A 22,999-nucleotide genomic window follows, 5' to 3' on the forward strand; every position below is an offset into this window, starting at 1 on the left:
GCGCCGGGGCGGCGGTCATCCCGCCACTCCCCCGCCGAACCGGTCGGGTCTGAACGGCGTGATGTCCAGCGGCAGTTGGCCGCCCGTCAGGAGTTCCGCGATGATCCGTCCGGTGGCCGGGGCGAGCCCGATGCCCGCCCCTTCGTGGCCGCAGGCGTGCAGCAGCCCCGGTCGGCGCGGGTCGGGCCCGATCGCGGGCAGGTGGTCGGGCAGATAGGGGCGGAAGCCCGCGTACGTCCGCACGGCCCGCACCGCGGCGAGGGCCGGGAAGAGCCGTACCGCCTGTGCGGCCAGGCGGCGGAGTGCCGCCACGGACGGTGTGCGGTCGAATCCGACCCGCTCCCGGCTCGCGCCGATCAGGACCGGGCCGGCCGGGGTGCCCTCGACGACGGCGGAGGTTTGCAGGGCGGCCGAGTCACTGGCGACGTCGGCGACGTAGTCCGCGGCGTACACCTTGTGCCGCACCAGGCGCGGCAGCGGCTCGGTGACCAGCACGAAGCCGCGCCGGGGCAGCACCGGGAGCGTCACGCCGGCGAGCCGGGCCAGCTCGCCGCCCCAGGTCCCCGCCGCGTTCACGACGTGGCGGGCGTGGAGGTCACCGGAGGGCGTCCGCACGCCCCGCACCTCGCCGCGGGTGCCGGCGAGGATCCGGGTGACCTCCTCGCCGAGCCGGAGGCTCACCCGGTCGCCGGCCGCGCGCAGCAGGTGGGCGGCGGCGAGGGCGGGTTGGACCTGGGCGTCCTGCGGGTAGTGGACGCCGCCGGCGAGGCCGGGGGCGAGCTGCGGTTCGAGGTCGCGGAGCCGCTCGCCCGGCACCACGTCCGCGGTGACCCCGGCCGCCGACTGCCGTGCGGCGTATTCCTGGAGCGCGGCCAGGCCCGTCCGGTCGGAGGCGACGACGAGACCGCCCTTGGCCTCGTACTCGATGCGCGAGGGCAGCACCTCGGCCAGGTCGCGCCACAACTGCGTTGACAGCAGGGCGAGTTGGAGTTCGGGGCCGGGTTCCTTGTCGGAGACCAGGAGGTTGCCCTCGCCGGCGCCGGTGGTGCCGCCGGCCACGGAGCCGCGGTCGAGCACGGTGACCCGCAGGCCCCGCCGGGCCGCGTAGTAGGCGCAGGCGGCGCCGACCACGCCTGCCCCGATGACGAGGAGGTCCGAAGAGTTTCTCGTGGGCACATCAGTAATATTTCACATTGCACCAGCGTTGCCAAGAGACCCTCCGACTCCGCGTCAACTCCCTTGCCGACGGCCCGGACCCGCCCCGGGTGACCGGCGGACTCAGCCCTCCATCAGCTCACCCATCCACGCCTCCACCGCCTCCGGCGTCCGCGGCAGGGCGCCCGACAGCAGCCGCGCCCCGTCCGCCGTGATCACCAGATCGTCCTCGATCCGTACGCCGATGCCCCGCAGGTCCGGCGGGAGCGTCTCGTCGTCCGGTTGGAGGTAGAGCCCCGGTTCGACCGTCAGCACCTGGCCTTCCGCCAGCACCCCGTCCAGGTAGGCCCCGGCCCGCGCCTGGGCGCAGTCGTGCACGTCGAGCCCGAGCATGTGCCCGCTGCTACAGAGGGTGTAGCGGCGATGGAAGTCCCCTTCCGGGCTCTTCAGGACTCCCCAGGCGGTGAGCCCCTCCGCGATCACCCGCATCGCCGCGCGGTGGAAGTCGCGGAACCGCGCACCCGGCCGCAGCGCGGCGATGCCCGCCTCCTGGGCCGCGAGCACCAGCTCGTACACCTGCCGCTGCACCGGGGAGAAGCGCCCGGAGAGCGGGAGGGTGCGGGTGATGTCGGCGGTGTACAGGGTGTCGGTCTCCACCCCGGCGTCCAGCAGGAGCAACTGGCCGGCGTCCAGCGGGCCGTCGTTGCGGATCCAGTGCAGGACGCAGGCGTGGGCGCCGGCGGCCGCGATGGTCTCGTAGCCCGTGCCGTTGCCCTCGGCGCGGGCCCGCAGCCCGAAGACCCCCTCGACCCAGCGCTCGCCGCGCGGGTGGGCGAGGGCGCGCGGAAGGGCGCGGACCACGTCCTCGAACCCGGCGGTCGTGTGGTCCACGGCGAGCTGCAACTGCGCAACCTCCCAGGCGTCCTTGACGAGCCGCAACTCGCTGAGAACGGAAGCCAGTTGGACATCGGTGGCGGCGTCGCGCCCCGGGGGCAGGGCGCCGAAGCCGTCCAGGTGGACGCAGCGGATTCCGGTCATGCGCTCGGCCTCGGCGAGGTCGGGGCGGCGGCCGACCCAGAATTCGCCGTACCGCCGGTCCCGGCAGAAGCCGGTGTCGGTGCGCGGCGAGCGGGGGCGGACGTACAGGACCGCCTCGTGCCGGTGCGGCCCGTCCGGCTCCAGCACCAGGACGTGCCCCGCCTGGTCCTCGCCGGTGAGGCCGGTGAGCCAGGCGTAGGCGCTGTGCGGCCGGAAGCGGTGGTCGCAGTCGTTGGAGCGGACGGTGAGTCCACCGGCGGGGACGACCAGCCGTTCGCCGGGGAAGCGGGCGGAGAGGCGCTCCCGGCGGGCGGGGGTGACGTCGGCGGCGGGCAGCCGGAGGGCGCCCGGCAGCGGCGTCGCCGCCCAGCCGCGCGCCAGGAACCGCTCCAACTCCGGCGTGAGGGGCAGGTCATGGCTGACGGTGCGCGGGGCGGCGGGAACGGTTTCCGTCATGGATTCTCCTCCTCGGTTGCGGTGCGCACCCGGAGACCTTGCACCGCCCCTGACCTGAACCAACGGTCGGAGCAAGGGACTTGCCGGAAAACGCATCGCGGCAAAGGGCTTGTCAGTGCAATTTCACATTATTACGTTACGCATCACATGGCGTGCACCTGCCCGTCAGCCGGAACCCGTACGGCGGCCACGGCGCCGCACACCGCGGACCCGGCGCGCACGCTCCATCGCCCCCACACAGGAGAGCCTCGTGTTCCCTTCAAGAACCCTCCGCAGATCCCTGCTCACCGCCGCGACAGCGGTGGCGCTCTGCGTCACGGCAGCCGGAACCGGATACCCGGCGAGCCCCTCCCCCGCCCCGCGCGCCACCGCCGCGTCCCCCCACCCGGCCGCCTTCGCCGGCCCGGCGGCCGCCGCCCCCACCCCGCACGACAAGGTCGACCGCCTGGCCAAGGCACCCACGACGCCGGCCCCGCGCATACCGGGCCCCGGCGGGCTCACCACCAGCCGCGTCCCCGGCCCCCACCCGACCGGGACCAAGGCCAGGACCACGGCCCCGGCACCGCACGCCACGCTCGGCAAGACCGCCGTCCCGTGCACCCTCGACGGCATCACGGGCCTCTCCCCCCAGCAGTTCACCGACTTCCTCGCCGCCCCCGAGGTCAGCGCCGACGGCTGTCTGCGCACCCTGATCTGGACCTGGGACCAGCGCCTGGCGCCCGTCATGTCGAAGGACCACATCCAGGCCGTCGCGCACCGCATCGGCCAACTCGCCGCCTCCCACGACGGCCGGAACGGCACCCACCTGCTGGAGATGTTCACCTACCTCCACGCGGTCGCCTACCTGGGCTTCTCCCACCCGGAGGTCGGCCTCACCGACCCGGCGGCCCTGGACGCCATGCGCCGGGCCGTCGACGCCTTCGGCGCGGCCGGCCACACCTTCGACACCACCCGCAGCAACGCCGAGACGCTCCGCGAGGCCCTTTACGCGGCCAGCGCCAAGGGCCTGCGCCAGTACCAACTCCCGCTGGTCAAACGGGTCCTGGCCACCATGGGGCCGGACCGCCCGGACACCGCCACGGACCCCTCCTGGGGCGGCGCCGCCCTCGCCGCCCTCTCCGTGCAGTACCTCGGCGTCTACCCGGGCAACCAGGACACCGCCTTCCACGACGCGGTCGTGGCCGACCCGTCCTACCGCGCCGCCTTCAAGGCGTTCGCCGGCTACACCCACCTCAAGGACACCGCCAACGCCTGGGTGGCGCGCGACGCGGTCAGCGAGTACGGCCGCATCGGGCAGATCGACCGGCTGCACGACGAGATCGTCGCCGGCCTCGGCCCGGTCCTGGACACCACCGCCCGCACCTTCGGTGCGTACAGCGCTCCGTGGGCCAAGGCGGCCACCTGGCTGATCGAGTTCGACGCCTGCGCACCGCACCAGGTCTGCCGCGCGGACATCGAGCGGCACCTCTTCCCGCAGACCTACACCTACGGCAAGGACGGGACGGACGGCATCACGGTCCGCACCGCCCTCGACCGCGGCACCGTCGACCAGCTCTACTACGCCGGCAAGCAGGTCAAGGCGCAGTTCCACCGGGTGCTCGGCACCGAGCAGCCGCTGGCGGGCGACACCAACTCCACCCTGCACATCGTGCTGTACGCCTCCCGCGCCGACTACGAGAACTTCCAGCCGCTGCTGACCGGCCTGAGCACCAGCAACGGCGGCATCTACATCGAGCAGGGCGCCACCTTCTACACCTACCAGCGCCGCGTCCCGCAGGACTCCAGCCTCACGCTCGAAGAGCTCTTCCGGCACGAGTACACGCACTACCTCAACGGCCGCTGGGCGGTGCCCGGGTCGTTCGGCGAAGGCCCGTGGTACCAGGGCGACCGGACCACGGCGATGGACGAGGGCACCGCCGAGTTCTTCGACGGCAGCACCCGTGACGACGGCATCAAGGTCCGCAAGTCACTGGTGCGGGGCATCATCGCCGACACCGCGAACGGCGGCCCGCGCATGACCGTCGACCAGCTCCTGCACGCCACGTACGACGGGGACGGCTTCCGCTTCTACGACTACGCGGGCACGTTCTTCGAGTTCCTGTGGTCCGCACACCCCTCGCTGCTCAAGGAGATGTACCGGGACCTGCGGGCCGACGACCCGGCGGCCTTCGACGCCTGGCGCACCCGCCTCGGCAGGGACCAGGGCCTCCAGCGGGAGTACGACGCGTTCCTCGACACCAGCATCGCCCATGTCGACGACCTCTTCGTCCCCGACACCCGGCACGTCCCGCTCGCCGAGCTGGCCGACAGCACGCCCGACCAGGTCCGCGCCTCCTTCGCCCGGAGCACCTACACCAACCCCGACGAGTGCTTCGCCTCCGGCTCGCCGGACCGTCCGCGCTTCACCTGCAACGGCCGCATCACGGCGAACCTCGCCGACGCCGGCAACGCCGACAAGGTCTTCAAGGACATGTCCGAGACCGTCGACTTCTTCCTCCTGGACCGGGCCGCCGGCGGCGACAACAACCTCACCGACATGAACTGCTCCTTCGGCGAGGTCGCCATCTGGTCCAACGGCCGCGCGGGCACGTCCCCGTTCCACTGCGAGGGCCCGCTGCGCAACTGACCGGCCGGTCCCGGTCCGCGGTGCCCGGCGTCCCGCCGCGGCGGCAGCCCACCCCCGACCGCCGGCCCACGGGCCGGCCGGGGGTGGGCTGCCGGACCGGCAGGCGGGCCCGGCCGTCCCCCGCTCCGCGGCGCGCTCCCTACTCCACCGCGTACAGCAGCCGGTACTCGGCCCCGTCCGCCCGGAAGCGCAGGCAGCGCTCACCGGGCGTATCCGTGATCCGCTGCTCCCCGAACCCGCCGTCCCCGCCCGGGACACCGGCCTCACCCAGGGAGACGGCGATGGTCCCGGTGAAATCGCAGTCGTACTTGACGGTGACCATCCGGTCCCCCGGCACCGTGCCGTTCCACACGGTGCCGCGGTCCTGGACGATGAGCCTCGGCTCACCGGAGCCGCTCCAGCCCTCCGTCGTGACGCGCGTGAGCTTCTCCAGATACAGCTTGGCCATACCGTCCCCTGGGCAGGATCCTTCTCGACGCCGCCCATCCTGCCGAGCCCCGATAAACGATCACTAAATGAACGCCCGGCGAAGGCTCAGTCGAGACAGAACTCGTTGCCCTCGACGTCCTGCATCGCGATGCACGACTCGTTCTCCTCATCGGCGAGGAGCACCTGGACGCAGGTCGCGCCGAGCGCTTCCAGCCGAGCGCACTCCGCCTTGAGCGCGGCCAGGCGCTCCTCCCCCACCAGCCCGGTACCGACCCGCACGTCGAGGTGCATTCGGTTCTTGACCGCCTTGCCTTCGGGTACGCGCTGGAAGAACAGCCGCGGCCCCTCGCCCGAGGGATCGCTGCACGCGAACGCGGCACCCTGACGATCGGCCGGCAGCGAGCGATCGTAGGCGTCCCAGGTGGCGAACCCCGCCGGTGGCGGCGGCACGACGTACCCCAGCACCTCGCACCAGAAACGGGCGACGCGCTCCGGTTCCGCGCAGTCGAAGGTGACTTGGAATTTCCTGACCGGTGACATCGGCGCACCATAGCAGGGGCATCCGCGGCCCCTCTTCCGCTTTTCCCCCTACCGGGGCCCCGCCCGCCGGTGTACACCGGGACGCTGGGGACGACGGTCCTCTGGGATGCCGACGAGCGCAGGGCGGAGGACGACCGCCACCGCGGCTGCGGTCCTCGGGCGCCCTTGAGGGCGACCGCACCGCGAGGCCCGAGGCGCCCTCGCGGTGTTCCCGGTCAATCCGGATGCCGAGAACTGCGTCGGGACAGGATCCGGTAAACCCCCATCGGCGCAGGTCAACGCGCTGGTCGCTCACATATTGATCATGTGGCCCGCGAGTCCGTGGACGGCCTCCTGGATCGCCTCGCCGAGGGTCGGGTGGCCGTGTACGTTGCGCGCCACCTCGTGGACCGTCAGGTCCCACTTCTGCGCCAGGGTCAACTCGGGGAGCAGTTCGGTCACTTCGGGGCCGATGAGGTGCGCGCCGAGGATCTCGCCGTAGCGGGCGTCGCTGATGAGCTTGGCGAAGCCCGCCGTCTCGCCGAGCCCGTGCGCCTTGGCGTTGGCGGTGAACGGGAAAGTGGCCACCCGGACGTCGAAGCCCTGCTCGCGGGCCTGCGCCTCGGTCCAGCCGAAGCTGGCGATCTGCGGCTGGCAGAACGTCACGCGCGGGATCATGAGGTAGTCCAGTTCCATGGTCTCCGCGCCGGCGATGGTCTCCGCCGCGACCACCCCCATCGCCTCGGCGGCGTGCGCCAGCATCAGCTTGGCCGTGACGTCGCCGATGGCGAAGAGGTGCGGCACGCTCGTCCGGCACCGGCCGTCGATGTCGATGGCACCGCGGTCGGTCAGCCGGATGCCGGTGTTCTCCAGGCCGAAGCCGGTGATCCGCGGCTGGAAGCCGATGGCCTGGAGCACCTTGTCGGTCTCCAGGGTCTGCCGCTGGCCGCCCGTGGTGACCGTGACCCGCACCTTCTCCCCGGAGTCGTCGATCCCCTCGACGCGGGTGGACGGCAGCACGTTGATGCCCAACTTGCGGTAACGGCGGGCGAGTTCCGCCGAGACGTCCTCGTCCTCCAGCGGCACGACCCGGTCGAGGAACTCCACCAGGGTGACCTCGACGCCGTAGTTGCGCAGGACGTAGGCGAACTCCACCCCGATGGCGCCGGCCCCGGCGATCAGGATGCTGCGCGGCAGCTCGTCGGAGAGGATCTGCTCCTCGTACGTCACCACCCGGCGGCTGAGCGACGTGCCGGGCAGCAGCCGGGTGACCGAACCGGTGGCGATGACGGCGTGGTCGAACGAGAGGGACTCGGTCCGGCCGTCGCCCAGGGTGACGTGCAGGGTGTGCGGGTCGATGAAGGTGCCGACGCCCTCGAACTGGACGATCTTGTTCTTCTTCATCAGGAAGTGCACGCCCCTGGCGCGCCCCTCGGCCACCTTGCGGCTGCGCAGGTACGCCTCGCGGTAGTCGAAGGTGACCTGCCCGTCCACCCGCATCCCGAAGGTCTTCGCCTCGCGGCCCACGATATGGGCGATCTCGGCGTTGCGGAGCAGCGCCTTCGAGGGGACGCAGCCGATGTTGAGGCAGACCCCGCCCCAGTACTTGGCCTCGACGATCGCCGTGCGCAGCCCGAGCTGGGCGGCCCGGATGGCCGCGACATACCCTCCGGGGCCCGCGCCCAGGACGACGACGTCAAAGTGTCCGCTCATGAGCGGCAGCCTAGGTCCGGGGGGTCCGCTCCGCAGCGCGTCGCGGTCCAGGCGGGGGGAGGGACCGGGCGCGCGGGGCACCCGCCCCGCGACCGGCCGGCGGCCCGGCCGCCCCGGGCCCCGACCGCTCGCGGCCTCGACTCGATCCTTCAAGTAGTGCACCAGGGCGGCGCCCCATGCCCGAGCTCCCCACCGCTAACCTTCAAGGCACAGCGTGCGGAGGAGTGGGGGGCCGGTGACGGCGCACCCGCGCGGCGGAAGGGTGGGCGAGGATGGCGGGGAAGCGGGCGCAGGGGAACCTCCGGCCGATCGATCTGGCGCGGCTGGCGGGCGTATCGACCCAGCTGATCCGGAATTACGAGGACGACGGGGTGCTGCCGCCGGTCCCCCGCTCCCCGACCGGGTACCGCCGCTACACCGCCCGGCACCGTGCCGCGGTCCTGACCTACCGCGCGCTCGCGCGGGGCTACGGGCGCCCGGCCGCGCAGGCGGTGATGCGGGCGGTGCACGCCGGACGGGTGCCGGAGGCGCTGGCCCTGATCGACGCCGGCCATGCCGAGCTGCACGAGGAACGGCAGTCCCTCCAGGAGGTGGAACGGGCCCTGGACGGCCTCGCGGCCCACCGTCCGGAACCGGCCGGTCCGGGCATCCGGTTCCCGCTGCGCATCGGGGAGGTCGCCGCCCGCTTGGGGGTGCGCACCTCGGCGCTGCGGGTGTGGGAGTCCGCCGGGCTGCTGGCGCCGGAGCGGGAGGCGGCCACCGGGTACCGCTGGTTCGGCGCGGCGGAGGTGCGGGACGCCCGGCTGATCCAGCTGCTGCGGCGCAGCCACTACCCGCTGCCGCAGATCCGGACGGTGCTGGACGGACTGCGGCGGACCGGCAGCAGTGCGGCCCTGCGCGCCGTCCTGGCCCGGCGCGCGGCGGAACTGACCGAGCGGTCCCGGGCCATGCTCGACGGATCGGGCCGACTGCACGCCTATCTGGCGGACGCGGCCGGGCCGGGGGATGCCTCGTCCGAGTCGGCGGGTCCCGGTCCCGCGGCCTGAACGGCGGCCTCCGCGACCGCCCCGGCCGCGCCGGACGGCCCACCCCACCTCGCCCCAGGCCACTTTCGGCCACCTACCGCGGCCTGGGGCGGGACAAGCCGGGCCCGCCACCCCCGAGCCGCCGGCGTCCCGCCCAAGCAGGGCCGGCGGGGCACCGCGCACGCACCGCACACATCACCGCGCACCTCACCGACCAGTCCCCCGGCAGCTTTTGTCCGGTTCGGTCCTTGCCGTGGCGGCCTGGGCATCGCACTGTCGATCACGACAGCCGCCGATCTTCCCGGATACCCGCCCGCCACGACCACCTTCACCGATCAAGGTTCCCCATGACCGAACCCCGCACCGCGGCGCACCGCGCCGCGTTGGAACACTTCATACAGACCCCCGAGTTCAGCTGCCTGGGCGCCCGCTCCGCCCTGCGGCGCGCGGGCCTCACCCACCGGCACTACGGCGCACTGGGCGACCCGGAATCGGCCGAGCGGAACCACCGGGACGTCCTGGCGTATGTCACCGAGGTCCGGCCGCAGCTGTCGGCCCAGAGCTTCCGTACCTTCGTGGCGACCTTCGACGGGCCGGAAGGGCTCGACGAGGAGGCGTTCGAGGAGGTGCTGTGGCGGCACCTCCAGCTGATGCACGACATCGACAGCCGCGACCACGGCGTGGAGACGGGTTCGACCTCCGACCCCACCCAGCCCCACTTCGGCTTCCACGTGGGCGGGATGTCGTTCTTCCTGGTCGGGATGCACCCCGGGGCGTCCCGGGCCAGCCGGCGTGCCCCGGTGCCGGCGATCGCCTTCAACTCCCTGGCGCAGTTCATGATGCTGGGCGAGAAGTTCTACTCGCTCCAGGACGCGATCCGGCGCCGCGAGGTGCGCGTCAACGGCTCCGTCAACCCGAGTTTCGTGGCGTACGAGTACGAGCAGCCGTCCCGGCACTTCTCGGGGCGGTTCACCGAGCCGGACTGGACCTGCCCGTTCGCCTCCCGGCACGAGGCTGCCCCGGCGGTGGAGGGCCTCGCCGCACCGGCCGGCGGCGAGCCGATGCGGCCCCAGCGGTAGCCGACTCCCGGCCCCGGGTACGGGCGAGGGCCCGGCGGACGACAGTCGCCGGGCCCTCGCCCGTACCGTTGGCGGCGGGTGTCAGTTCACCGTCTCGTGGCTGAGCTCGATGTCGCACTCGGCCTGGCCGGCGGCGGTCAGCCGCAGCGGCGCGGCGGCCGGCGGGTAGCCGCTGGCGATCAGCGTGTACTCACCGCTGTCGAGGTCGGTGAAGACGTACTCGCCGTCGTGGCCGCTGGTGGCGCTGCCCACGACATTGCCCGCGGGGTCGAGCAGGGTGACCCGGGCGTCGCCCACCGGCCCGCCCTGGGTGGTGCGGACGGTGCCGCGGACCTGGGCGCCCGGCGTCAGCCGGATCTCGTACCAGTTGCGGGTGCCCGCGTTGACCTCGACCTGGAGGGCGGAGGGGCGGTGGCGTTCGGCGCTGACCGCCAGGGTGTAGCTGCCCGGGGTCAGTTCGTCGAACGCGAAGCCGCCGTCCTGGCCGACCACGCCGGAGGCCACGACCTCGCCGCGGACGTCGGTGGCCACCACCAGGGCGCCGGGCACCGGGTCGTCGTTCTTCTCCTCGCGGACCTCGCCGGACAGGCTGGCCGCGCCGCTGAGCGTCAGGTCGAAGGCGACCGGTTCGGCGCCCACCACGACCGTCAGCGCCTGCGGCCGGCGGGCCCCGGCGGAGCCGATCAGGACGTAGGTGCCGGCGCCGGTGGTCGGCAGCGCGTAGCCGCCGTCGGCGTCGGTGGTGGCCCGGCCGAGCTGCCGTCCGCCCACGCTGATCAGGGTGACCGCGGCCTGCGGCACGGGGTGACCGCCGCTGTCCCGCACGGTTCCGGTGATCACCGGTCCGGTCGCGTCCGGACGGGGTGCCGCGGCCACCGCGGCGGTCGCGGGGGACGCGGGGGCGGCCGGGACCGCCTCCGGGGCCGGCACCTCGGCCGGCGCGGCCTCCGCCGCCGGCGGGACCTCGCCGTTCGCCTCGGCCTCGGCCTGGGCGCGGGCCTGGAGGCCGGAGATCTGCCGCAGCGGCACCTCCTTGATGAACCACATCAGCACGAAGGCCAGCGCGACCACGATCGCACCCATCAGGAAGACGGTGTGCATGGAGTCGGCGAAGCCGCGCTTGAACGGCTCGGCCAGCCGCGGGTCGAGGTGCTGGATGAACGAGGAGTCGCTGAGCACGCCCGAGGAGCCGCCGTTACCGGGGTGCTTGAGCATGTCCAGCACCGGCTTGTTGGCCGGGTCGTGCAGCACCGCCGGGTCCTTCAGGGCGCCCTGGAACCGTGCGGTGGACGCGGCGGCCCTGAACGCGTCGCCGATCTTGTCGCCGACCGTGCTGAACAGCACCGACAGGAAGATCGCGGTACCGGCGGTGGCACCCATCTGCCGGAAGAACGTGGAGGAGGCGGTGGCCACACCCATGTCGCGCGGCGGGACCGCGTTCTGCACGGCCAGCACCAGGGTCTGCATGCAGCCGCCCAGGCCGAGGCCGAAGACGAGCATGTAGACCATGGTCTCCCACAGCGCGGTGTCCCACTGGACCCGGTAGTGGAAGAGCAGCATCGCGGCGATCATCAGCGCGGTGCCGATGATCGGGAAGACCTTGTAGCGGCCGGTCTTGGCGGTGATCTGACCGGAGACGATGGAGGCGATCATCATGCCCGCCATCAGCGGCAGCATCTCCAGGCCCGACTTGGTGGGGCTGGCGCCCTTCACGATCTGGAGGTACTGCGGGATCATCAGCATCCCGCCGAACATGCCCATACCGATCAGGACGGACAGCACGCTGGTCTTGCTGAAGGTGCCGTTGCGGAACAGCCGCATCGGGATCAGCGCGTCGTCGCCGATCCACCGCTCGACGAAGACCCAGGCGATGATGCCGACGACGCCGATGGCGTAGCAGGCGATCGACTGCGACGAGGTCCAGCCCCACTCCCGGCCCTGCTCGGCGACGAGCAGCAGCGGGACGACACCGACGGTGATGGTGAGGGCGCCCCACCAGTCGATGCGGTGGTTGCGGCGGGTGTGCGGGATGTTGAGGACCTTGGCGACGACGAACAGCGCGATGATGCCGATCGGCACGTTGACCAGGAAGACCCAGCGCCAGCCGGTGATGCCGAGCAGGGTGGCCTGGCCGGCCAGCGCGCCGCCGATCAGCGGACCGGCGACGCTGGAGGTGGCGAACGTACCGAGCATGTAGCCCTGGTAGCGGGCGCGCTCCCGGGGCGGGACGATGTCACCGATGATCGCCAGCGCCAGCGACATCAGACCGCCGGCGCCCAGGCCCTGGACGGCGCGGAACGCGGCGAGTTCGGTCATCGAGGTGGAGAAGGTGCAGAGCACCGAGCCCGCCACGAAGATCGTGATCGCGGCCAGGTAGTAGGGCTTGCGGCCGTGGAGGTCGGACAGCTTGCCGTACAGCGGGGTGGCGATCGTGGAGGTGATCAGGTAGGCGGTGGTCGCCCACGCCTGCTGGCTCAGACCGTGCAGGTCGTCGGCGATCGTCCGGATGGAGGTGCTGACGATGGTCTGGTCGAGTGCGGCGAGGAACATCCCCAGCATCAGGCCGCTGAGGATGGTCAGGATCTGGCGGTGGCTGAGCGCCCCCGCCCCCGGTATCGCCTTGGCTTGCGCCCCCGGCGGAGAGGTGGCTTGGCTCATGTACGTATCTCTCCCTGCTCCACGGCGGTGCCCTGGTCTCCCCCGGGGCCCGGCCGTGAGTGTTGACGTTCTGCCAGGTCCTTGTTGAGCCGGCTCAGCAGCCGGATCAGGTCGGCCCGGTCCTCTGGCGACCAGGATGCGAGGATCCCGGCCAGTTCGGCGTCGCGCTGACGCCGGTAGTCCTCGAAGCGGGCGCGTCCCGCCTCGGTCGCGGTCAGCAGCGAACCGCGGCGGTCCTCGGGGTCCGGGCGGCGGGCGACCAGTCCGCGCTCGACCAGCGAGCGCACCTGCCGGCTGACGGTGGACAGGTCGAGGAAGGCGTCGGCGGCCAGATCGGTCGCCCGCTGGTCCCCGCCGCACACCAGTCTCGCCAGCAGTACCCGGTCGGCTGCCCCGGCGTCGTGCTTGACCCGCTGCTTCCAGGCCGCGATCAACCGGGTGAAACGGACCACTTCCGTTCCCAGCCCCGCCGCGGCCTCGTCCAGACTCGACGCGACGGTGATCTGCGAGATCCCGTCCCCGTCGCAGGCATGGACCGTGCCGTTACTCATCGTCGTGATCCCTCGCACTGAATGCGTGCATGCGTGAAGGCATGTTCCAGCCGGTCCACTGGATACATTGCTTGTATCCAGCAAGCATAGCGGCTGCCGACGGGTGCCGCCGACCACGGGCCGGCTCACCGTGGCACCCGGCGGCTCGGCAGTACGCGCCGCGCGCCCCCGGCACCACCCTCGCTCCCCCGGCCGAGTACCCGGCAAAGTGGTAGACATGCCGGACATGCACCGTTAGCCCTCGTGACGAAGGGAGACACCATGTCGTCGAAGCGTCGCCGCAAGAAGAAGGCCCGCCGCAACCACGCGGCCAACCACGGCAAGCGCCCGCAGTCCTGAGCCGGGCGGGCGGAGAGAACCTCAGGCGGGGCGGGGCGCCCGGGGCAGTTGCTGGGTGATGCAGTGCACCCCGCCGCCCCCGTGGGCGAGCGTCGGGGCGGGCACGCCGACCACCCGGCGGCCGGGCAGCGCGGCGGCGAGCACCGCGAGCGCGTCCTCGTCCCGGTCGCCGCCGCCCACCGGCACCACCACCCCGCCGTTGGCGAGGTAGAAGTTCAGGTACCCGACCTCGACGGGCTCGCCGCCGACCGTGCCGTACGCGGTCTGCGGCAGCTCGATGATCTCCAGCCGGCGGCCCCGGGCATCGGTGACCGCCGCCAGGAGGTCGCGGTTGGTCCGCATCCGGGCGAAATCCGGGTGCCGCTCGTCGTCCGGGACGAACGCGACGACCTTCCCGGGCGCGACGAAGGCGCAGACCCCGTCCACGTGGCCGTCGGTCTCGGTGTCCTCCAGGCCGCCGTACGGCAGCCAGATCACCTTTTCGGCCCCCAGCCGCCGGCCGAGCTCGGCCTCGATGTCCGCGCGGGTCATCGCGGGGTTGCGGTTGGGGTGCAGCAGGCACTGCTCGGTGGTGATCAGCGTGCCCTCGCCGTCGACGGTGAACGACCCGCCCTCCAGGACCATCGGCGAGTGCACCCGCTCGATGCCCAGCCGCGTCAGCAGCAGCGCGGTCAGCCGGTCGTCGGCGTCCCAGGGGCGGTGCTTGCCGCCCCAGGCGTTGAACCGGAAGTCCACGCCGACCCGGCGGCCGTCGTCGGTGAAGACGAAGACCGGGCCGGAGTCCCGCAGCCAGGAGTCGTCCAGCGGCAGCTCGATGATCTCGACGTCCGCGCCGCACAGGGCCCGGGCCGCCGCGCCCTGCCCGGGCGCGGCCACCATGAGCACCGGCTCGAACGCGGAGATCGCCCGGGCCACCTCGGCGTACTCCCGGCGCGCCGCCCCGAACGCCGCGCCCCACAGGGATTCCCGGCTCGGCCAGGCCATCAGGCAGGCGTCGTGCGGGGTCCACTCGGCGGGCATCCGAAGGCGCATGGGCGCGGGCCTCCTGGTCGCGGCGGGGGCGTGGGGGTCAGTGCGCGATGCCGTCGATCAGCTCGCGGGCCCCCTGGCGCAGCAGGGCCACGGCCACGGAGGTGCCCAGCGTCTCCGGGGTGAGCGGACCGGCCCACTCGTGCGCGTTGAGCACGGTCTTGCCGTCGGGCGTGAAGACGCTGGCCCGCAGCGAGAGCTCCCCGCGCCGGTCGGTGGTGGCGAAGCCGGCGATCGGGCTGTTGCAGTGGCCCTGGAGGACGTGCAGCAGCATCCGCTCGGCCATGGTCTCGCGGTACGTGGCGGGGTCGCCGAGGCCGCTGACCGCGTCGATGGTGACGGCGTCGTCCTCGCGGCACTGGAGGGCGAGCGTTCCGGCGCCGATCGGCGGGCACATCACGTCGACCGGGAGGATCTCGGTGATCACGTCGGTCCGGCCGATCCGCTCCAGCCCGGAGACGGCCAGCAGCAGGGCGTCGGCCTCGCCGGCGGCGAGCTTCTCCATACGGCGGTTGGCGTTGCCGCGCATCGGGACGTATTCCAGGTGCGGGTGCGAGGCGGCGAGCTGGGCGATCCGGCGCACCGAGGAGGTGCCGATGCGGGTCCCGGCGGGCAGCTCGTCGAGGGTCAGCCCGCCCGGGTGGATCAGCGCGTCGCGGATGTCGTCGCGCTTGAGGAAGGCGGCGAAGGTCGTCCCGGCCGGCAGCGGACGGTCACCGGGGATGTCCTTGACGCAGTGCACCGCGAGGTCCGCCGCGCCGGCCAGCAGGGCGGCGTCGACCTCCTTGGTGAACGCCCCCTTGCCCTCCACCTGGGAGAGCGCCCCCATCCACCGGTCCCCGGTCGTCTTGACCGGGACGACCTCGGTGGTGATGCCGGGATGCAGCGCGGCCAGTTCGGTACGGACGCGCTCCACCTGGGCCAGGGCCATCGGCGAGTCGCGGGAGACGATGCGGATCAGTTCAGGGGCGGACATGGCGCCGATGATAGAACGTCACATGCGGACAGTTACCGACAGTCCGTCGGAGTTTGCGTGCGTCGCGTCACGCGTGCCCCGGTATGCGGACGGCGGGACCGGCCCCGCGGGCGACCGGCGCACGGTAGCGTCCAGCCATGTCCACCTCAGAAATTCCGGCCGCGACACCCGGCCGGGCCGCCCCCGCCACCGCCGCGCCCGGCCCCGTCACCGCCGATGACCTCGCCCGCGCCGTCCGGCTCTCGGTGGCGCTGCTGCGCACCGCGCCGGCCGCGGCGTGGGAGGGCGGCCCGGCCGGCTCCCTGGAGTGGGACTGCTGGGAGACCACCGAGCACCTCGCCGACGACCTCTTCGCCTACGCCGCCCAACTCGGGCCCGCCGCGCCGCCGTTGGACCGCGAAGTGCCCTTCGACTGGCACCGCCGCCGGCCCGGCGGGCCGGCCAACGCGGTGCACGCCGACCGGGCCGCCGGGCCGGCCGGGCTCCTCCAGGTCCTGGAGGCGTGCGGCGCGCTGCTGGTGGCCATGGTGCGCACCACTCCCCCGCACGTCCGCGCCCACCACGTCTTCGGGCGCTCCGACCCGGAGGGCTTCGCGGCGATGGGGATCGTCGAGACCCTGGTGCACACCCACGATCTGGCCGCGGGGCTGGGCCTGGCCTGGGAACCGCCGCCCGGCCTGTGCGCCCGGGTGCTGGCCCGCCTGTTCCCGGACGTCCCGCCCGGCGCGGCGCCCTGGCCGACCCTCCTCTGGGCCACCGGTCGCGCCGAACTCCCCGGGCACCCGCGCCGCACCCGGTGGCGCTGGGACGGCACCGTACGGACCGACCCGCACGGCGAAGCCCCGCCACGAGCCGCCGACGCCCCCGGCCGGGCCGACCGGTCCCCGTGACCGAGCGCCGCTCAGCCGTTCGCGACTGCCTGGCCGAGGGGTGCGGAGGAGCGGCCTCGTCACGTCGACCCCGTCCGAGCAGCCACGACGTCGTGCGCCTGCGAACGGAGCCGCCGAGGCCGGGGCGCGCCCTCCCGCCGGCCCCGCGCAGCGGCCGGACTGCCCGGTTCCGTCGCGCTGCCGGCGGCTACCGCGTCTGCGGTCCGGGGCCCATCCCGGCGAGGACCGCTTGCAGGACCCGGTCGATGTACTCGTGCGTGATCGGCTTCTGGGTGATGAGGAGCCTGTAGTAGAGGGGGCCGGACAGGAGGTCGAACGCCAGGTCCAGGTCGGCGTCGGAGGCGATTTCGCCCCGTTCCCTGGCGTCCTGGAGGCGCGCCCGGGTGTCGGCGGTCTGCGGTTCGATGAACCGCCGGTTGAGCCCGGCGGCGACCTCGGGGTCGTGCTGCGCCTCGCCGATGAGCGCCTGGTACAGCGGACCCCACGGGGGCCGGCCCAGCAGGTCGACGGCCTTGGTCATCACCGCGCGCAGGTCGGCCACGACATCGCCGGTGCGGGGATGGCTCAGCTCTTCGGCACTCAGGCTGAGGACCGCGTCGAGGAAGAGGAGGCCGCGGGAGGGCCAGCGGCGGTAGACGGTGTGTTTGCCGACGTTGGCCCTGGCCGCGACCGCCTCGACGCTGAGCTTGGCGTAGCCGGCCTCCCGGGCGAGGTCGAGCGCGGCCCTTTTGATCGCCTCGGTTCGCTGGTCGGCACGCCTGGCGCTGCGGTCGGTCATGCCCCACCTTAACGGCACGATACGTGCCGTATTGACAGAGTGCGCGCCGGTTGATCAAACTCAGCGGCACGACCCGTGCCGCGTCGTGCCGTAGGGCCCGGCTCGATGAACCACCGAGAACCTCGGGAGAAATGCCCAGTGAGGGACACCGATGTGATCGTTGTGGGTGCCCGCCCGACCGGTCCGATGCCGGCCGGTGAACTGCGCCTGGCCGGTGTGCGGCCGCTGGTACCGGAGCGGCACCCGCGGCGCCGGGACACCCCCGAGGCCGGCGGCCTCGGCGGGCAGATCCTCCCACCCGGGGTCGGCCAGGACGACGCGTCGGTGGTCGTGGACGTGCGGGGCCCGGACGGACCGTACCGGCTGACCGCCCGCTACCTGGCGGGGTGCGACGGGGCCCGCAGCCGGGCGCGGGACGGGGCCGGTATTCCGTTCCCCGGCACCACCTGCCCGGAGGTCTACCGCCTGGCCCAGGTCACCGTGACCGACCCGGTGACCGTGCTCGACAACGGCGATCTCGACGTCCCCGGATCCGGCCTGATCCGCGCCGGTTTCACCAGGACGGACCGCGGGCTGTTCGGACTCGGCGCGTCGCCGGACTCCCCGGCCGTCTCCCTCTGCACCGTCGAGGACGAGACCACCGAGTACGACGACGCACCGATGACCGTCACCGAACTCCAGGACAGCATCCGCCGCGTGCTCGGCGCTGCCCGTGGGCGAGCCGCTTCGGCTCTCGCGGTTCACCTGCCAGGCCCGGCAGGCCGCGCGCTACCGCGACGGCCGGACGCCCATATCGCCTGGGCCGCGGCCGTCGACGAACCGGCCGGCAGCGCCGCCCCCGCACTGCGGGAGGCGCTGGCCGCCCGGTTCGGCACCCCTTGGCCACGACCAGGCCGCTCACCGCGGCCCGACGGCACGAACAAGGTGCCGGCCCGGCCGTGCGGATGACTGCGCCGCCTCCCACCGGCGCCTGACCTCCGCCAGCCGCCCGCAGACACCCCTTGAGAAAGGAAACACCACCTCATGCCGCCTGTACCCGCCGACCCCACCGTGGTGCACCCCATGCCCGACCAGCCGCGGGTGGTACTGCTCAAGCCGCTGGTCACCTCGCCGCTGATCGAGGTCGGCGAGTTCTCGTACTACGACGATCCCGAGGACCCGACCGCCTTCGAGACCCGCAACGTGCTCTACCACTACGGGCCGGAAAGGCTCGTCATCGGGAAGTTCTGCGCGCTGGGCGAGGGCGTGCGGTTCATCATGAACGGCGCCAACCACCGGATGGACGGCCCCTCGACGTTCCCGTTCCCCATCATGGGCGGGTCCTGGAGCGAGCACTTCGACCTCATCACCGGCCTGGCCGGGCGGGGGGACACCGTGCTCGGCCATGATGTCTGGCTCGGCTACCGGGCCATGGTGATGCCCGGCGTCCGCATCGGCCACGGCGCGATCGTCGCCTCCGGCTCCGTCGTCGTGGACGACGTCCCCGACTACGGCATCGTCGGCGGCAACCCCGCCCGCCTCATCCGCCGCCGCTACAGCGACGCGGACATCGAGCGGCTGCTGGCCGTGGCCTGGTGGGACTGGCCGCTCCAGCACCTCACCGCACACGTCCGCACCGTGATGTCCGGCAGCATCGACGACCTGGAGCACGCGGCGGCCCTGCTGCCGTGACCCCCGCGCGAGCAGCGCCGGCGGCGGCTACGTCGCCTCCGAGCGCATCGACGGCACGCTCGACGGCCGCCGGGGCACCTTCGTCATCCAGCACTGGGGGCTGGCCGACGGAGCCGACCGGAGCAGCGAAGGACGTATCGTCCCGCACTCGGGAACGGGAGGACTCAGCGGGATAGCCGGTCGCGCGATGGAGCGCGAGTTCCAAGTCCTCACGCTGGTCCACACGTGGTGAGGTGAGGCCGGTCGTCGGGTCCCGGCTCGCCGGGGCCCGCGCCGTCTCCCGGGCCACACCCGATGTCCGACTGGTGCCCCGCGGCGCGCCGGGAGGACGCCGGCCCGGCCCCGGCCCGGCGTGTGCCGTACCCGCCCGTCCGGCGGCGGAACGCGACCGCTCGGGCGGCCCGGCGGCGGGCGACCGCCGGGCGGCAGGCGGTCAGTGCCGGTGCCAGGGGTGCCGCAGGCGGATCCAGATGTCGCGGGCGCGCCGGCCGGCCTCGGTACGGCTGCGGGCGACCAGCCGGTGGGCCTGCTCCTCGGTCTCCACCATCGGGCCGGAGCCCCGCAGCGGTTTGCCGGCCGTCTCGTGCAGGAAGAGCGTCGAGACGAAGCCGATCACGCCGGCCGCCATCAGGTAGTACGCGGGCACCATCCGGCTGCCGGTCAGCTGCACCAGTCCCGAGGCGAACAGCGGCGTGGTGCCGCCGAAGAGCGATACCGAGATGTTGAAGGCGATGGACAGCGCGCCGTAGCGCAATCGGGTCGGGAAGAGCGCCGGGAGGGTGGAGGCGGAGGTGCCGGCGAAGCACACCAGCAGCAGTCCCAGGATCAGGCAGCCGAAGGCCGGCAGCAGGATGCCGCCGGCCCGGATGAGGAGGAACGCCGGGACGGCGAGCGCGATCAGGGCGATGCTGCCGGCCATGAAGACGGGGCGGCGGCCCCAGCGGTCGGAGGTGCGGCCGACGGTGGTGATGGTCAGCACCACCACGATCATGGTGCCGAGGACGAGCAGCTGGGCGGTCAGCGGGTCCTGGCCGAGCGTCTCGGTCATGTAGGTGGGCAGGTAGGAGGTCACCATGTAGTTGGTGACGTTGTAGAGCAGCACCAGGCCCATGCAGATCAGCACCGCCTGCCAGTGCCGGGTGAAGATCTCCTTCAGCCGGCCGTGGCCGGACTGGCGGGCGGTCTCCACCGGGTCCTCGCCGCCCGCGGCGACGGAGTCCTCCGCTTCCTGGTGGGCCTGTTCGGCCTCCCGTTGGAAGGCCGGGGTCTCCTCCAGCCGCATCCGCATGTAGAGGCCGATCAGCCCGAGCGGTCCGGCGACGAGGAAGGGCAGCCGCCAGCCCCAGGACACCAGCCCGTCCTCACCGAGCACCCCGGTCAGCGCGGTGACCAGCCCGGAACCGAGCGAATAGCCGACGAAGGTGCCGAAGTCGAGCCAGCTGCCGAGGAATCCGCGGCGTTTGTCGGGGGCGTATTCGGCGATATAGGTGGTGGCACCGGCATATTCACCGCCGGTGGAGAATCCCTGCACCAGCCGGCAGATCAGCAGCAGAATCGGAGCGGCGAAGCCGACGGCGTGATAAGTCGGCAGGAATCCGACGGCGAAGGTGCTGATCGCCATCATGATCATGGTGGCGGCCAGCACCCGCTGCCGCCCGATCCGGTCGCCGAGCGGCCCGAACACCATGCCGCCCAGCGGCCGGACGACGAAGGCCGCGGCGAAGGTGGCGAATGCGGAGACCACTTGGGCGCCGGACGAGCTGGCCGGGAAGAACACCTTCCCCAAGGTGCCCGCCAGATAGGCGTAGACGCCGAAGTCGAACCATTCCATGGTGTTGCCGAGCGCGGCCGCCGACACCGCCCGGCGCACCGCGGGCCGGTCGGTGACCGTGATGTCCGCGGCGCTCAGCTGCTGTTTCCGGCGGCGCAGCAGAATACGCAGCAGGCGATCGGTCTCGGCGCTTCGTCCGCCGGAAACGCTCCGGTCCCGGCGCCGGTTCGGAGGATTGCGGCGGGCGCTCATTTCATCCCGCCACGGAGCGGAATTAGGTACCTCATATGCGCCATTATTTCCCCGGCCGCAGCGGGGAGGGAGCAGACCCCCCGCGGCCGCGTGTCGGGTCGCGCCGGCGGCCGGAGCCCGGGCCGGCGGCCGGCCCGGGCGGTGCCGCGGTTCAGGCGTGCTTCGACGAGACGAGGTGGGCGAAGGCGACCACGTTGGCCACGTAGTCCTTGGCCTTGCGGTCGTAGGCGCCACCGCAGGTGATCAGCCGGAGCTGGGCGTCGGGCGTATCGGCGTAGACCCGGTCGTTGGGGAAGTTCGCCTTGCTGAACGTCTCCACCGAGTCGATCTTGAACGTGGCGACGAGGCCGTCCTCACGGGTGATCTCCACCGTGCTGCCGGGCTTGAGGGTCTCCAGTTGCAGGAAGACCGCGGGCCCGGTCTTGGTGTCGACGTGCCCCGCGACGATCGCGGCACCGCGTTCGCCCGGTGCGGCGCCGTCCTTGAACCAGCCGACGAGGTTGGTGTCGGCGGCCGGGGGCGGGTTGAGCTGCCCGGTGGGGCCCAGGGTGAGCTGGGTGAACGGCGCGTCCACGGCGATTTCCGGGATCGTCAGCCGCTTCGGCGCGGACCGGGGCAGAGCCAGGTCCGCGATGCGCGCGCCGGCCCGGTGCGGGGCGGAGGCGGCGACCGCGGGACGGGACTGCGGGCTGGCGTCCGCCGAGGTGTCGACGGAGTTGTAGACGAGGAAGGCACCCAGCAGAAAGGCTCCCGCGGCCCAGATCAGGCCGCGCCCGGCGGGGCGGGCCGCGGCGGCTGCCGTGGGCGGGTCGGGGTCGGGATTCGGCTGGGGCGGCTGCTGGGCGGTCATGGGGGGCCTTTCGTGAGCGGGCGGGGCGAGGCGCGGAGGGCGCGCGGCGCCGGGCGGCGGAGCCGCAATCGCCGCGGCCACCGTCCGGCGAGGACGGTGGCCGCGACTGCACATCGACCTCCGGAGGGGGCAGCCTTATCAGGCCGCGGTGCCCGACGTGTTGCGGCGACGCAGCATGTAGGCACCGGCGCCCAGACCACCGAGCATCAGGACCGAGCCGGCGGCCAGGCCGCTGCCGGACATCGCCGTCCCGCCGCCACCGGTGTGGACACCGCCGTGCGGGCGACGGCCCCAGTGGTCGTGGTCACCGCGGCCGTGGTCGCGGTCACCGTAACCGCCGTGGTCGCGGTCGCCGTAGCCACCGTGGTCGCGGTCGCCGCCGTGGTCGCGGTCGCCGCCGTGGTCGCGGTCACCGCCGTGGTCGCGGTCCCGGTCCCGGTCCCGGCCGTGGTCACGGTCGCGGTCCCGGTCACGGCCGTGGTCACGGTCCCGGTCACGGCCGCGGCCGTGGTCGTCGCCGTAGCCGCCGCCCTGGTCCCAGTCCCCGGTCACGGTCATGGCCAGCGCGCCACCACCGGTGTGCACACCGCCGTGCGGCATGCGGTGGTGGTCCCGGCCGTGGTCGTGGTCCCGGCCGTGGTCGTGATCCCGGCCGTGGTCGTGATCCCGGCCGTGGTCGTGATCCCGGCCGTGGTCGTGGTCCCGGTCACGGTCGCGGTCCCGGCCGTGGTCGTGGTCGCGGTCCCGGTCACGGTCGCGGCCGTGGTCACGGTCGCCTCTGCCGTGGTCGTGGTCGTGGTCGTTACCGGTGACAGCAGTACCGCTGCCCGAGGTGATGTCCTCGGCCAGGCCCATGGCGTACGCCGCGGGCGCAGAGATGGTGAGCGCCGCCGTGATGGCGGCTGAAGCGAGCAGAGTGCGGGCAGTGCGCATGGAGACATGTTCCTTTCGGCGCGACTGCGAAGGCTGACACTTCGTCGGCGCATCGGATCGCAGTGGCGACGTGATCACCGTCAGCCGGAATCGGGCGCGGCACCACCGGAGAACGCCGCATTCGGGGGACAACGTCGGCTCTTCGGGTGGCGGGGAACGACGTATTCACCCGTTGGACGGCGGATGGCTCCGGCGTGTCGTCATCAAGGTGGGCTAGAGGCCGGATAAGGGGGGCCGCGGAGGGGGTGGCGCGGGGGGTGG

Annotated in this window: 20 protein-coding genes and 1 pseudogene; 8 read left to right on the forward strand and 13 right to left on the reverse strand. The window is 73.0% G+C overall.

Going from position 1 to position 22,999, the window contains the following annotated elements:
• Positions 1-15 precede the first annotated feature (15 nt).
• Together MUU72_RS30605 and MUU72_RS30610 are read right to left on the reverse strand one after the other, a co-directional pair.
• The gene (locus tag MUU72_RS30605) at positions 16-1,176 is read right to left on the reverse strand and encodes an NAD(P)/FAD-dependent oxidoreductase (protein ID WP_248016682.1); all 1,161 of its coding nucleotides are present in this window, start codon (positions 1,174-1,176) and stop codon (positions 16-18) included.
• Between the two features lie 102 nt (positions 1,177-1,278).
• Positions 1,279-2,649 carry an aminopeptidase P family protein gene (locus MUU72_RS30610; RefSeq protein ID WP_248016683.1) on the reverse strand — a complete coding sequence of 457 codons (1,371 nt, stop codon included), beginning with the start codon at positions 2,647-2,649 and terminating at the stop codon, positions 1,279-1,281.
• 250 nt (positions 2,650-2,899) lie between these two features.
• Between MUU72_RS30610 and MUU72_RS30615 the strand changes: the two genes are divergently transcribed.
• Complete coding sequence (locus tag MUU72_RS30615; protein WP_248016684.1) at positions 2,900-5,275, forward strand: collagenase; 2,376 nt, start codon at positions 2,900-2,902, stop codon at positions 5,273-5,275.
• Between the two features lie 139 nt (positions 5,276-5,414).
• Here MUU72_RS30615 and MUU72_RS30620 read toward each other — a convergent pair whose 3' ends face one another.
• The 3 genes from MUU72_RS30620 to lpdA form a co-directional block, all read right to left on the reverse strand.
• Positions 5,415-5,723 carry a hypothetical protein gene (locus MUU72_RS30620; protein ID WP_248016685.1) on the reverse strand — a complete coding sequence of 103 codons (309 nt, stop codon included), beginning with the start codon at positions 5,721-5,723 and terminating at the stop codon, positions 5,415-5,417.
• A gap of 86 nt (positions 5,724-5,809) precedes the next feature.
• Positions 5,810-6,244, reverse strand: coding sequence for a VOC family protein (locus MUU72_RS30625; RefSeq protein ID WP_248016686.1), 435 nt, complete (start codon positions 6,242-6,244; stop codon positions 5,810-5,812).
• A gap of 291 nt (positions 6,245-6,535) precedes the next feature.
• Positions 6,536-7,936, reverse strand: coding sequence for a dihydrolipoyl dehydrogenase (gene lpdA, locus MUU72_RS30630; RefSeq protein ID WP_248016687.1), 1,401 nt, complete (start codon positions 7,934-7,936; stop codon positions 6,536-6,538).
• A 272-nt stretch (positions 7,937-8,208) separates the two neighbouring features.
• Between lpdA and MUU72_RS30635 the strand changes: the two genes are divergently transcribed.
• Complete coding sequence (locus MUU72_RS30635) at positions 8,209-8,982, forward strand: MerR family transcriptional regulator (RefSeq protein ID WP_248016688.1); 774 nt, start codon at positions 8,209-8,211, stop codon at positions 8,980-8,982.
• A gap of 326 nt (positions 8,983-9,308) precedes the next feature.
• A complete protein-coding gene (gene gntA, locus MUU72_RS30640) occupies positions 9,309-10,040 on the forward strand; it encodes a guanitoxin biosynthesis heme-dependent pre-guanitoxin N-hydroxylase GntA (protein ID WP_248016689.1) in 732 nt (243 codons plus the stop codon).
• Positions 10,041-10,121: 81 nt separating this feature from the next.
• Here gntA and MUU72_RS30645 read toward each other — a convergent pair whose 3' ends face one another.
• Complete coding sequence (locus MUU72_RS30645; protein ID WP_248016690.1) at positions 10,122-12,698, reverse strand: MFS transporter; 2,577 nt, start codon at positions 12,696-12,698, stop codon at positions 10,122-10,124.
• Positions 12,695-13,249, reverse strand: a complete 555-nt coding sequence (locus MUU72_RS30650) for a MarR family winged helix-turn-helix transcriptional regulator (protein WP_248016691.1) — start codon at positions 13,247-13,249, stop codon at positions 12,695-12,697. Before MUU72_RS30650 ends, MUU72_RS30645 begins: the two co-directional genes overlap by 4 nt.
• Positions 13,250-13,492: 243 nt before the next feature.
• On the opposite strand from MUU72_RS30650, the gene MUU72_RS36065 reads away from it, so the two are divergent.
• A complete protein-coding gene (locus MUU72_RS36065; protein WP_372503274.1) occupies positions 13,493-13,588 on the forward strand; it encodes a 50S ribosomal protein L37 in 96 nt (31 codons plus the stop codon).
• A gap of 21 nt (positions 13,589-13,609) precedes the next feature.
• Here MUU72_RS36065 and MUU72_RS30655 read toward each other — a convergent pair whose 3' ends face one another.
• Together MUU72_RS30655 and hemC are read right to left on the reverse strand one after the other, a co-directional pair.
• Entirely contained in the window at positions 13,610-14,620 is a 1,011-nt protein-coding gene (locus tag MUU72_RS30655) for an agmatine deiminase family protein (protein ID WP_248016692.1), read from the reverse strand.
• A 37-nt stretch (positions 14,621-14,657) separates the two neighbouring features.
• The gene (hemC, locus tag MUU72_RS30660; RefSeq protein WP_248016693.1) at positions 14,658-15,593 is read right to left on the reverse strand and encodes a hydroxymethylbilane synthase; all 936 of its coding nucleotides are present in this window, start codon (positions 15,591-15,593) and stop codon (positions 14,658-14,660) included.
• A 137-nt stretch (positions 15,594-15,730) separates the two neighbouring features.
• Between hemC and MUU72_RS30665 the strand changes: the two genes are divergently transcribed.
• Positions 15,731-16,483 carry a hypothetical protein gene (locus MUU72_RS30665; protein ID WP_248016694.1) on the forward strand — a complete coding sequence of 251 codons (753 nt, stop codon included), beginning with the start codon at positions 15,731-15,733 and terminating at the stop codon, positions 16,481-16,483.
• A 187-nt stretch (positions 16,484-16,670) separates the two neighbouring features.
• On the opposite strand, the gene MUU72_RS30670 is transcribed toward MUU72_RS30665, so the two are convergent.
• On the reverse strand, positions 16,671-17,261 hold the full coding sequence (locus tag MUU72_RS30670) for a TetR/AcrR family transcriptional regulator (RefSeq protein WP_248016695.1): 591 nt from the start codon (positions 17,259-17,261) through the stop codon (positions 16,671-16,673).
• A 153-nt stretch (positions 17,262-17,414) separates the two neighbouring features.
• On the opposite strand from MUU72_RS30670, the gene MUU72_RS30675 reads away from it, so the two are divergent.
• From MUU72_RS30675 to MUU72_RS35960, 3 genes and pseudogenes are all read left to right on the forward strand, one after another.
• Positions 17,415-18,209: an FAD-dependent monooxygenase gene (locus MUU72_RS30675; protein ID WP_248016696.1), complete on the forward strand. Its 795-nt coding sequence runs from the start codon at positions 17,415-17,417 to the stop codon at positions 18,207-18,209.
• A gap of 75 nt (positions 18,210-18,284) precedes the next feature.
• A complete protein-coding gene (locus MUU72_RS30680; RefSeq protein WP_248016697.1) occupies positions 18,285-18,932 on the forward strand; it encodes a CatB-related O-acetyltransferase in 648 nt (215 codons plus the stop codon).
• Between the two features lie 25 nt (positions 18,933-18,957).
• Positions 18,958-19,164 (forward strand): annotated as a pseudogene (locus tag MUU72_RS35960) (DUF3224 domain-containing protein); the annotation flags it as partial.
• A 201-nt stretch (positions 19,165-19,365) separates the two neighbouring features.
• Here MUU72_RS35960 and proP read toward each other — a convergent pair.
• The 3 genes from proP to MUU72_RS30695 form a co-directional block, all read right to left on the reverse strand.
• Positions 19,366-20,877, reverse strand: coding sequence for a glycine betaine/L-proline transporter ProP (proP, locus tag MUU72_RS30685; RefSeq protein WP_248016701.1), 1,512 nt, complete (start codon positions 20,875-20,877; stop codon positions 19,366-19,368).
• A 229-nt stretch (positions 20,878-21,106) separates the two neighbouring features.
• Positions 21,107-21,805: a class F sortase gene (locus MUU72_RS30690; RefSeq protein WP_248016698.1), complete on the reverse strand. Its 699-nt coding sequence runs from the start codon at positions 21,803-21,805 to the stop codon at positions 21,107-21,109.
• A 138-nt stretch (positions 21,806-21,943) separates the two neighbouring features.
• Positions 21,944-22,738, reverse strand: coding sequence for a GVDTG sorting domain-containing protein (locus tag MUU72_RS30695; protein WP_248016699.1), 795 nt, complete (start codon positions 22,736-22,738; stop codon positions 21,944-21,946).
• Positions 22,739-22,999 lie beyond the last annotated feature (261 nt).

The organism is Streptomyces rhizoryzae (genome assembly GCF_023155275.1).
Taxonomy (GTDB): domain Bacteria; phylum Actinomycetota; class Actinomycetes; order Streptomycetales; family Streptomycetaceae; genus Streptomyces; species Streptomyces rhizoryzae.